We start from the raw sequence: 9,836 nt of genomic DNA on the forward strand, positions 1-9,836 counted from the left end.
TTTGGTTATATCAAAACAGAAAAGATAAGGGCGCAAAATGATTGCGCCCCGAGTCAATATATAAAAAACTTACGGTAATATCTTTTCCAAGCGCCATAAATCGGCAAATTCGGCTCGTGCTTTAACCAAGTGAGCAATGTCACCGTCTACCATCACTTCCGCTGCCTGTGGACGTGAATTATAGGTAGATGACATCGTTGAACCGTAGGCTCCGGCAGAACGTACTGCAATCAAATCCCCTTCCGCTACCGCCAACTCACGTTGTTTACCCAGAAAATCGGAAGTCTCGCAAATCGGACCAACCACATCATAAACATGACGTTCTCGGTTTAATGTTTGATCGACTTCGATGATTCGCATATAGGCTTGATACAACGCTGGGCGAATCATATCGTTCATACCTGTGTCCACAATGACAAAATTGCGGTCTTCGTTCTGTTTAATATATTCCACTTTGGTTACTAAAATACCCGCATTAGCGGTAATTGCCCGCCCCGGCTCTAAAATAATTTCCAAATTCGGATAATCTTTCAATTTTGCCAATAATGCCGCTGCATAATCGCTTGGGTGCGGCGGAATTTCATCCGTATAAGGCACGCCCAAACCACCACCCAAATCTAAATGGTGCAACTCGATACCGTCTTGTTTTAACTGCTCTATTAACACGATTAAACGATCGGTTGCGTCTAAAAACGGTTGTAATTCGGTTAATTGCGAGCCGATATGGCAATCCATACCGATAATTCGGATATGCGGAAGAGTGTTTGCCAAACGGTAAACTTCACGCGCTTCCTTCACACTCACACCAAATTTGTTCTCTTTCAAACCAGTAGAAATATAGGGATGGGTTTTCGCATCTACATCCGGATTAACGCGCAAGGAGATGGGTGCAATTTTGCCCAATTGTCCCGCCACATCGTTGATTCGTTTTAATTCGGAAATCGATTCCACATTAAAACAACGAATCCCCACTTCTAATGCCCGGCTAATTTCCGTATGGGATTTTGCCACACCGGAAAAAACCACTTTACTTGAATCACCGCCGGCAGCTAATACGCGTTCTAATTCACCTTGAGAAACAATATCAAAACCGGAGCCTAAACGCGCCATTACGTTTAATAATGCAATATTCGAGTTAGATTTAATTGCAAAGCAGATTAAATGCGGGTGGTTTCCCAAAGCGCGATCAAAAGCATACCAATGACGTTCTAGTGTTGCTCGCGAGTAAATATAAACCGGGGTACCGAACTGTCGGGCAATATCACTCACTGCAACATCTTCGGCAAAAAGTTGCTGATTTTTATAATTAAAATAATCCATCTATTTTCCTAATTGTGTTTGCGTCAATCACCAAACCCACCAAAAAACGAGCCGATTTTGGTAAATTTTTGGCTCAAAACGACCGCTTGTAATTTATTGCTCTGTCTCTGTTTGTGGCGGTGTTTGCTCCGGAAAATAAAGCGGTCCTTTAACTCCGCAAGCGGTTAAACCGAAACTTGCCAAAACAAATATAAAAAGTAATTTTTTCATGGACATCTCCCCAAAAATATGTGGATTGTACCGAAGAAAACGGTTCAATGCACGCCTTCGGATAAAGAAAAAGCCGTTTGAACTAAAGTTCAAACGGCCTTCATTGTTTTGGGTTATGTTATTTGCCGATTTGGCTTCCAACTAACCCGCCCAGTGCAGCACCACCAAGCGTTGCACCGGTTGAACCACCAATAATATTTCCAGCAACACCGCCGACAGCTGCACCGATAGCAGTGTTCTTTTGGGTCCGACTTAACCCATGGCACGCTGATAACGCCACAACTAACGATAATACGGTAAATGTTTTCACAATTGCTTTCATATTAAACCTCAATTATTGTTTTCCGATACGTAAATTAAAAGGACAACCTACGCAAATCCTAAGACGTTAGAATTACCTAAAAGTTCTGAACATTTATTCAATTGTATTATTTTTACGCAATAAAGCGCGAATTCTATTCAGCGCTTTATGGATGGCATAATTTATATCTATTGTTTAGATGATTTAGATTTTTTCTTTGTTGACTTTGGCGTTTTTAAAGCTGATTTCTCCGCTTGAATAACTTCAAGCGAATCCGGTAGTAAATCTAATTCGATATTGTGCTGATCCGCCCATTCTTTCAGTTTAGTTAAGAAAATACGCCCCATCGGTCTAGCATCACCGCTGAATAAGGTGTTTAACCCGTTATTCTCTATGATATGACGGCGTAATTCCAAACGTTCTTGGTGGTTCTCCGCCAAACGGATTGCGCATTCAACATATTCATCCACCGTATTTGCAATTAACCATTTCGGCAAGCCTAAACGTTTAAACAAACCTTCATCAATATGTTCGTGTACTTCCGGTCCGGTTTTACAAACGCCAACTAAACCCAGCGTCACCATATCAATAATACCGTTGGTGTTACCGAATGGGAACGGATTCACCATCATATCGCAGTTATGTAAAACAGATAGATATTGCTGATAAGGTGAATGCGGATGCGCTGTCGCATGCTCACCTAAATAGCTCTTAATAAAACGCTCGACATACGGATGAGTCACGCCACTGGATTGACCTAAAGCGAAATGGAAATGCACTTTAACTTTGGCACGATCGCGAATTGCTTTTAATGCTTCCATAAAATAGGGGTTAAGCTTCATGGTGGTTGAAGCAATACCAATATTGACGACTTCCGGATTGTCACGCATTCGATATTCCACATTTTGTGGTGCTAATGATGACGGTACATAAGGCAGCGCGTCTTTTGGTAAACGTAATAAAGTTTCGCTAAAACATTTTTCCGAACCGACATAATCATCTTCTACAATGACATATTCGATAAAATCCGAATGCGTTGTCGCAGGATGACCTAAAGCAATCGCCTGAATCGGAGCCATACGTACATTGCTGGTAAAAATCGGGGTGAGATCCATGCCGATACTTGGCATATAAAGCACCGCTACACCATTTTTTTCGCAAATCTCTTTAATAAAGCCAAGACGTTGTAAGATAGTCGTATCTTCTAATAAATGGAATTCGTCAAATACATCTCTTCCCGCCTGATCAATGGTGTCATTACCGACACCGATTAAATAAAAATGCTCTCGTGCGGCAATCATGGAAGTTGAATGAGTGCGGTAAATAGAATGAGAAGAGTTAAAGTGTTCCAATAACACCATCATCACCGGTTTACCGCTTCGGTAACCAATATGGGTAATTGTTCTATCCTGCCAGTTTTCACTTAGCAAGTGACGACGTATTACTTGGTTCAATGAGCGTTTTACATCGTGTTTATTTTCTGCAATATCATAACTACAATGCATATACACATCGTGCGAAATACTGCTTGGAATATTATTCAGATTCTCTAATTGTGCTAATTTTTCAGGAAACCACTGTAAAATCGCCGAACGCTTGCCAAATGCTGCCCGCGTTCCGATAAAACGCGGAGATTGTAAAGCGAAACAGAGCGAAGAACAAAGTAACGGATCTACATTCCATAACGTATCCAAACTCAACGATACATTAGATTCCGGTAAATAAAGAATACTAAACTTTATTAGTGCATTTTTATTATTATCAATTTGCACTTCATTTAAATCGTCTTTATTCGGATTTTTATTGTAAGTGTGTAACACATGATCTGCATTCACATAAGGTGAGCTGGCAAAGATCATTAAAATCCAGCGTTGAAAACCTAAAAAGCGTATTGCTCCGCTATCGGAAACGATAAAATTAGGATCACTAAATAAATTAGAGATTGCAACAGCCATACGAGTACAAAAATAAACTGTTTTCTCTTTTTCCAAATTAACAAGCTGTTCCGGAATATTGATTTCAATACCTTGGATACCGCCGAAATTACTATCAATGTGTCCTAAGATACTCAACAATTCAACACAAGCTGATTCGTAATTTTTGGCTTCAACATCCTGTTCGAAGCGAGACACGCTAGGTTGTTTTTTTTCTGACATAATGTCTTCCTTTTTATTATTTTTTACGCGTAAGTTCCCCACAGATCATATTCGTCTGCGTGAGTAATTGTGACCGGAATAATTTCTCCGACTTTCACTTCATTATTTGAAAGATTGTCGATATAAACCATACCGTCAATTTCCGGTGCATCTGCCATAGAACGACCGATAATACCTTCATCATCAATTTCATCGATAATAACCTCTATGGTTTTACCGATTTTCTGTTGTAATCGATCTGCAGAAATCTGTTGTTGTAACTGCATAAAACGATGGAAACGTTCTTCTTTCACTTCTTCCGGCACTTGGTCTGCCATATCCGTAGCAACCGCACCATCAACAGGGCTGAATTTAAAGCAACCGACACGATCTAACTGCGCCTCTTTCAAAAAATCCAATAATAATTGGAAATCTTCTTCTGTCTCGCCGGGGAAGCCGACAATAAAAGTTGAACGTAGAGTTAAGTTCGGGCAAATTTCACGCCATTTTTTGATACGTTCCAACGTACGTTCAATCGATCCCGGACGTTTCATTGCTTTTAAAATTTTCGGGCTGGCATGCTGTAACGGGATGTCCAAATACGGCAGAATTTTACCTTGAGCCATCAATGGAATTAAATTGTCCACATGCGGATACGGATAAACATAATGCAAACGCACCCAAACACCTAATGAACCAAGTTGTTCACACAAGGTGATCAAATCGTTTTTGATTGGCATACCGTTCCAGAAAACGGTTTTTGAACTCGCCTCTTTTTTCTTATCCATCGCATAAGCTGAAGTATCCTGCGATACGACTAAAATTTCTTTTACACCGGCATCAACAAGACGTTTGGCTTCATCCAACACCTGCACGATAGAGCGACTGTCTAAATCACCGCGCATTGACGGGATAATACAGAATGTACAGCGGTGATCACAGCCTTCGGATATTTTCAAATAAGCATAGTGTTTTGGCGTTAACTTTACGCCTTGTTTTGGAACAAGACTGACATAAGGGTTATATTCTGGCTTCGGAACATATTTATGTACATGTTTCATTACCGCTTCGTAGCTATGCGGTCCGGTAATTTCTAACACTTTCGGGTGGACTTCGCGGATCTGATTTTCCTTCGCCCCCAAACAACCTGTCACAATTACTTTGCCGTTTGCTTCCAACGCTTCACCGATGGACTCTAACGACTCTTGCACAGCACTATCAATAAAACCACAAGTATTCACAATAACTAAATCCGCACCTTCGTAGCTGGAAATAATGTTATAACCATCCGAACGAAGCTCGGTTAAAATTCGTTCCGAATCAACTAAATTTTTCGGGCAGCCTAAGCTGATAAAGCCAATATTTGGCGTAACACTCATAAAATTCTCAATAAAACAGGTAATAAACAAAAAAATATGCCTATGGAATCATAGGCACTTAATGGACAGTTATTGTACAAAACTCAGCAAAAAAAGTCGTGTTTTTCTGTAAGATTTACAATAAACCCAAGCTTAATCTAAACTATTTAGCATCGCTAATACGATTAAAGATGATTTTTCCGCCGCTAATGGTAAAAATTCATCAAATGAAAGATGCGATTCTTTATCGGCGACATCCGAGATCGCTCGTACCACAACAAAAGGTACTTTAAAGGCATGGCATACTTGAGCAATCGATGCCGCTTCCATTTCCACCGCAGACACCTGCGGAAAATCATGGCGAATGCGGGCAATGACTTCGCTGCCGTTTACAAATAGATCACCGCTACAAACCAAACCCAGTACGGCATTTAAGCCGGCTTTTTGGGATTCTTTCATCGCAATATCAATTAAATGCGCATCTGCAGTAAATGCTGAAGGATTACCCGGTAATTGCCCTTTTGCATAGCCAAAAGCTGTCACATCTACATCGTGATGACGTACTTCGGTAGAAATCACAAGATCGCCCACATTTAAATTCGGATCCAAACCACCGGCTGAGCCGGTGTTAATCACCATATCAGGCTTCATTAATTGCAATAATAATGTCGTACCAATCGCCGCTGCGGTTTTACCGATACCCGATTGAAGTAACGCGACTTCAGTATTATTAATCTTCCCTTGGTAGATTTTACAGTCGGCAATTTCGGTTAATTTTGTTTCAACCATATAGCTTAACAAGATTTGAATTTCTTGTTCCATTGCGCCGACAATACCTAATTTCATCTTTCTCTCCTCTGTTTTTTTATGTTATTTCTTTTCCAATCTTTTGTTCTGAGAATAAAATCCTGAACAAATAACCAAAGCCATTGCCTAATAGTGCGGTGGCGGGGTTTCTTCGGCTTGACTGGCAATTTGACTAATTTGTGCGCCTTTCAACTTCTCAGCCAATTGGCGAACTTGGTTTTGTAGCTTATCCAAAGCAAATTGCTGTTGAATTAACGCTTGATTGAGTTCTTCGATCACCTGATCTTGAAAAGAGACTTTGGTTTCCAACTCGGTCAAATAAGCCATTATTTTTTCGAAATTTCGCTGCATTTTGGAATAAATCAGTTGTGTTATAAAGAAATACACTTTACCCTATCCACCTTTGTTTTAACAATAACTAATTAAACTTATTAAAAGGAAATCCTATGCAAAAATTTACACGTTCAACATTGGCAATTCTCGCAAGCGGCGTATTTGCAACACAAGTTGCTTTAGCCGAAAAAGCGGACACGAAATTCGTGGACGACTCTTCCTACGCGGTTGGTGTATTAATGGGGAAAAATATTGAAGGCGTAATCGAATCTCAAAAAGATATTTTCTCCTATAACCAAGATCGCATTCTTGCCGGTGTTCAGGACACATTGAAAAAAAGCGGCAAATTAACCGATGAAGATTTGCAGAAACAACTTAAAGCGTTAGATACCTATCTACAAGAGCAAGAAGATAAAATTCTTGCAGAAAGGAGTAAATCAACTATCGAAGCCGGTGATAAATATCGTGTGGAATATGAAAAAAAATCCGGAGTGAAAAAAACCTCCTCGGGCTTACTGTATAAAATCGAAAAAGCCGGAGAAGGCGATTCACCAAAAGCCGAAGACACTGTAAAAGTCCACTATAAAGGTACATTACCGGACGGCACGGTTTTCGACAGCTCTTACGACCGTGGTGAACCTATCGAATTCCAATTAAGCCAATTAATCCCGGCTTGGGTTGAAGCGATTCCAATGCTGAAAAAAGGTGGAAAAATGGAAATCGTTGTACCGCCTAAGTTAGGTTACGGCGATCGCCAAGCGGGTAAAATTCCGGCAAATTCTACGTTAGTATTTGAAATTGAATTATTAGATTTCAGCCCTGCTAAAAAATAATTGATTTTGACATCACGGAAAGCTGTTTTTGCAAAAAAGAGGACAAATCCTACCGCTTGTATCAACGGCTTTCCGTCAGTTTTTTGGGTAATCAAATGACATCAAAATTCAATCCGCTTTCTGATGAAGATCACGCAATTCTTGCTTCCTATTTCCCCGTTGTTGACGGTATCGCAGCGCTGCTCGGCGAGCATTGTGAAATTGTGCTTCACTCCCTCGAATTCCTTGAACACTCCGCAATTTATATCGTAAACGGACATAATACCGACCGTAAAATCGGATCACCGATTACCGATCGCGCCTTATGGTCTCTACACCATATGCAAACGGACAGCGTATCTAAACCCTATTTTACCCGTGCGAAAGGCGGGATATTGATGAAATCGATCACCATTGCAATCCGCAACGGCAAACAACACGTAATTGGCTTAATTTGCATCAATATTAACCTTGATGTACCGGTCTCACAGTTCTTAAACAGTTTTATTGCACCTAAAGAAAGCGATAACAATGTCAATTTTGCCAGTTCGGTAGAAGATCTTGTGGCTCAAACCATCGAAAACACCATTGAAGAAGTCAGCAATGATCGCAATGTGTCGAATAACAATAAAAACCGCCATATTGTCACTTCATTGTTCGAAAAAGGAATTTTCGATATTAAAGATGCCATTAACCAAGTTGCGGAAAGGCTCGATATTTCACGCCATACGGTTTATCTCTACATTCGCCAAATCAAGCAGGACGGTGAATAGTGCAATACGTACTGGCAATAAAACAAGGTGTCTATGGCTCACAGGGGGCTTTTTTAGCCTATCAAGTTGCCGAAGAACTACTCCGCGCCGGACATAGCATCAAACAGATTTTTTTCTTTCAAGACGGCGTCAGTAACGCCAACAAATGGGTTGATCCGGCAAGTGATGAAGTTAATTTAGTCGAATTTTGGAAAACATTAGCGGAAACTCACCGCTTGTCACTACATCTCTGTATTTCAGCCGCACAACGACGTGGTATCGTGACAGAAAATGTAGCTGAAGGCTTCGTATTAGCCGGACTGGGTGAATTCAGCCAAGCCCTTTTTAGTGCAGATCGCCTGCTGACGTTTTAAGATGAAAAAATATAAACTTGCTATCCTATTTACTCAACCGCCTTTTGGCTCTTCAACCAGCCGAGAAGGCTTGGATGCCCTGCTCGCAGCCAGCGCTTTTTGTCAGGAAGATGAGATCGCCATCTGTTTTTTAAATGATGGCGTATTTAATTTGCTCGCGAATCAAGATCCGCAAATTATCTTACAGAAAGATCATGTCTCCGCCTTCAAATTGCTTGAACTCTATGATCTCAACGAATGTTTTGTTTGCCAACAATCGATCGCACAGCGCCTATTAAACGACGCAACGTGGATCTTATCCGATATGCGAATTGTTCCCCGACAAACGATATTTTCCGTGTTAAGCTATTCGGAAAAAGTGTTGACCTTCTGAGGAATCCTATGCTTTATACTTTTGCAAAATCACATTACGACACAGCAGATCTCCATGCTATTTTGGAACAGATCAAGCCACAAGATGCGATTGTTTTATGGCAAGACGGCGTTCTACAAGCGGTCAAAAATCCCGAATTATTTGCAAATTTTAATACGTTCGTACTTAAAAATGACCTAGCCGCCCGTGGACTTTCCACTTCTCTCAACACCATTTCCCTGACCGAATTTGTCGCACTCAGCGAACAATATTTCCCCCAACTTGCGCTCTAAATAAGGAATTAACATGGATTTACACCACATCCGTGAAGATTATAGTAAGCAGGCACTATCCAAATCACAATGTGCCGAAAATCCATTCATCCAGTTCAAACAGTGGCTTGATGAAGCGATAAAATCTAAAGTCAATGAACCTACTGCAATGAATGTCGCCACGGTTCTTAATGGCAAACCCTCAAGCAGAATGGTTCTGCTAAAAGAATTGAAAGATCAAGGTTTTGTATTTTTTACTAATTATTTGAGTAGAAAAGGACAAAATATCGAGCATAGCCCTTATGTTGCATTGACATTTTTTTGGCCAGAACTTGAAAGGCAAGTGCGAGCGGAAGGTAAAGTAGAAAAAGTTCCTCCGGAAGAATCCGACAGCTATTTTCAATCCCGTCCTTACACCAGCCGCATTGGAGCTTGGGCAAGCGAGCAGAGCAAAGTGATATCAGGTAAGCAAGAGCTACTCACACGAGCAGCAAAATTTGCCTTGGTGCATCCTATCTCCGTACCAAGGCCACCTCACTGGGGCGGCTATATCGTCATTCCAGACTATATCGAATTTTGGCAAGGCAGGCCCAGCCGATTACACGACCGAATTTGTTATCAATTAATCGAAGGCAATTGGATTAAAGCAAGGCTAGCGCCTTAATCACAAACATGATCTGCCCCCCAAAAGTTGGACAGGTTATTCACGTAAATATTGAGCTCGGTATTGTGCCGGGCTCAATCCTTTTAAGTCGGGTTTAATTCGTTTTTGGTTGTAATACACCAAATATTCTTCAATTTCTGCCTGTA

The 9,836-nt window shown here is 40.8% G+C and carries 14 protein-coding genes; 6 read left to right on the top strand and 8 right to left on the bottom strand.

The window, feature by feature from the left end:
* Window positions 1-69 precede the first annotated feature (69 nt).
* The 7 genes from lysA to ACEYJ7_RS08190 form a co-directional block, all read right to left on the bottom strand.
* Window positions 70-1,320, bottom strand: a complete 1,251-nt coding sequence (gene lysA / locus ACEYJ7_RS08160) for a diaminopimelate decarboxylase (protein ID WP_373778575.1) — start codon at window positions 1,318-1,320, stop codon at window positions 70-72.
* Between the two features lie 93 nt (window positions 1,321-1,413).
* Window positions 1,414-1,530: a lipoprotein gene (locus tag ACEYJ7_RS08165; RefSeq protein WP_373778576.1), complete on the bottom strand. Its 117-nt coding sequence runs from the start codon at window positions 1,528-1,530 to the stop codon at window positions 1,414-1,416.
* Window positions 1,531-1,648: 118 nt separating this feature from the next.
* Complete coding sequence (locus tag ACEYJ7_RS08170; protein ID WP_373778577.1) at window positions 1,649-1,852, bottom strand: YMGG-like glycine zipper-containing protein; 204 nt, start codon at window positions 1,850-1,852, stop codon at window positions 1,649-1,651.
* Window positions 1,853-2,019: 167 nt separating this feature from the next.
* Complete coding sequence (locus ACEYJ7_RS08175; protein ID WP_373778578.1) at window positions 2,020-3,987, bottom strand: adhesin; 1,968 nt, start codon at window positions 3,985-3,987, stop codon at window positions 2,020-2,022.
* Window positions 3,988-4,010: 23 nt separating this feature from the next.
* Window positions 4,011-5,345: a 30S ribosomal protein S12 methylthiotransferase RimO gene (gene rimO / locus ACEYJ7_RS08180; protein ID WP_373778579.1), complete on the bottom strand. Its 1,335-nt coding sequence runs from the start codon at window positions 5,343-5,345 to the stop codon at window positions 4,011-4,013.
* Between the two features lie 132 nt (window positions 5,346-5,477).
* A complete protein-coding gene (mtnN, locus tag ACEYJ7_RS08185; protein WP_373778580.1) occupies window positions 5,478-6,170 on the bottom strand; it encodes a 5'-methylthioadenosine/S-adenosylhomocysteine nucleosidase in 693 nt (230 codons plus the stop codon).
* An 87-nt stretch (window positions 6,171-6,257) separates the two neighbouring features.
* A complete protein-coding gene (locus tag ACEYJ7_RS08190; RefSeq protein ID WP_373778581.1) occupies window positions 6,258-6,482 on the bottom strand; it encodes a SlyX family protein in 225 nt (74 codons plus the stop codon).
* 95 nt (window positions 6,483-6,577) lie between these two features.
* Here ACEYJ7_RS08190 and fkpA point away from each other — a divergent pair, with 95 nt between their 5' ends.
* From fkpA to pdxH, 6 genes are all read left to right on the top strand, one after another.
* Entirely contained in the window at window positions 6,578-7,297 is a 720-nt protein-coding gene (fkpA, locus tag ACEYJ7_RS08195; RefSeq protein ID WP_373778582.1) for an FKBP-type peptidyl-prolyl cis-trans isomerase, read from the top strand.
* Window positions 7,298-7,392: 95 nt separating this feature from the next.
* Entirely contained in the window at window positions 7,393-8,049 is a 657-nt protein-coding gene (locus ACEYJ7_RS08200) for a transcriptional regulator (RefSeq protein ID WP_373778583.1), read from the top strand.
* Complete coding sequence (tusD, locus tag ACEYJ7_RS08205; RefSeq protein ID WP_373778584.1) at window positions 8,049-8,402, top strand: sulfurtransferase complex subunit TusD; 354 nt, start codon at window positions 8,049-8,051, stop codon at window positions 8,400-8,402. The genes ACEYJ7_RS08200 and tusD overlap by 1 nt, the downstream gene beginning before the upstream one ends.
* A gap of 1 nt (window position 8,403) precedes the next feature.
* Complete coding sequence (tusC, locus tag ACEYJ7_RS08210) at window positions 8,404-8,775, top strand: sulfurtransferase complex subunit TusC (protein WP_373778585.1); 372 nt, start codon at window positions 8,404-8,406, stop codon at window positions 8,773-8,775.
* Between the two features lie 8 nt (window positions 8,776-8,783).
* On the top strand, window positions 8,784-9,047 hold the full coding sequence (gene tusB, locus ACEYJ7_RS08215) for a sulfurtransferase complex subunit TusB (RefSeq protein ID WP_373778586.1): 264 nt from the start codon (window positions 8,784-8,786) through the stop codon (window positions 9,045-9,047).
* A gap of 13 nt (window positions 9,048-9,060) precedes the next feature.
* Window positions 9,061-9,690 carry a pyridoxamine 5'-phosphate oxidase gene (gene pdxH, locus ACEYJ7_RS08220; protein ID WP_373778587.1) on the top strand — a complete coding sequence of 210 codons (630 nt, stop codon included), beginning with the start codon at window positions 9,061-9,063 and terminating at the stop codon, window positions 9,688-9,690.
* A gap of 36 nt (window positions 9,691-9,726) precedes the next feature.
* On the opposite strand, the gene ACEYJ7_RS08225 is transcribed toward pdxH, so the two are convergent.
* Window positions 9,727-9,836 (bottom strand): IS3 family transposase (locus ACEYJ7_RS08225; protein WP_373777694.1); only part of this gene is annotated, 110 nt, incomplete at its 5' end.

The organism is Glaesserella sp. (assembly GCF_041814905.1).
Classification (GTDB): Bacteria; Pseudomonadota; Gammaproteobacteria; order Enterobacterales; family Pasteurellaceae; genus Glaesserella.

What these genes read in the sequence shown, in the direction of transcription:
- lysA (WP_373778575.1), bottom strand. Translation starts at nt 1,320, where the DNA reads ATGGATTATTTTAATTATAAAAATCAGCAACTTTTTGCCGAAGATGTT.
- ACEYJ7_RS08165 (WP_373778576.1), bottom strand. Translation starts at nt 1,530, where the DNA reads ATGAAAAAATTACTTTTTATATTTGTTTTGGCAAGTTTCGGTTTAACC.
- ACEYJ7_RS08170 (WP_373778577.1), bottom strand. Translation starts at nt 1,852, where the DNA reads ATGAAAGCAATTGTGAAAACATTTACCGTATTATCGTTAGTTGTGGCG.
- ACEYJ7_RS08175 (WP_373778578.1), bottom strand. Translation starts at nt 3,987, where the DNA reads ATGTCAGAAAAAAAACAACCTAGCGTGTCTCGCTTCGAACAGGATGTT.
- rimO (WP_373778579.1), bottom strand. Translation starts at nt 5,345, where the DNA reads ATGAGTGTTACGCCAAATATTGGCTTTATCAGCTTAGGCTGCCCGAAA.
- mtnN (WP_373778580.1), bottom strand. Translation starts at nt 6,170, where the DNA reads ATGAAATTAGGTATTGTCGGCGCAATGGAACAAGAAATTCAAATCTTG.
- ACEYJ7_RS08190 (WP_373778581.1), bottom strand. Translation starts at nt 6,482, where the DNA reads ATGCAGCGAAATTTCGAAAAAATAATGGCTTATTTGACCGAGTTGGAA.
- fkpA (WP_373778582.1), top strand. Translation starts at nt 6,578, where the DNA reads ATGCAAAAATTTACACGTTCAACATTGGCAATTCTCGCAAGCGGCGTA.
- ACEYJ7_RS08200 (WP_373778583.1), top strand. Translation starts at nt 7,393, where the DNA reads ATGACATCAAAATTCAATCCGCTTTCTGATGAAGATCACGCAATTCTT.
- tusC (WP_373778585.1), top strand. Translation starts at nt 8,404, where the DNA reads ATGAAAAAATATAAACTTGCTATCCTATTTACTCAACCGCCTTTTGGC.
- tusB (WP_373778586.1), top strand. Translation starts at nt 8,784, where the DNA reads ATGCTTTATACTTTTGCAAAATCACATTACGACACAGCAGATCTCCAT.
- pdxH (WP_373778587.1), top strand. Translation starts at nt 9,061, where the DNA reads ATGGATTTACACCACATCCGTGAAGATTATAGTAAGCAGGCACTATCC.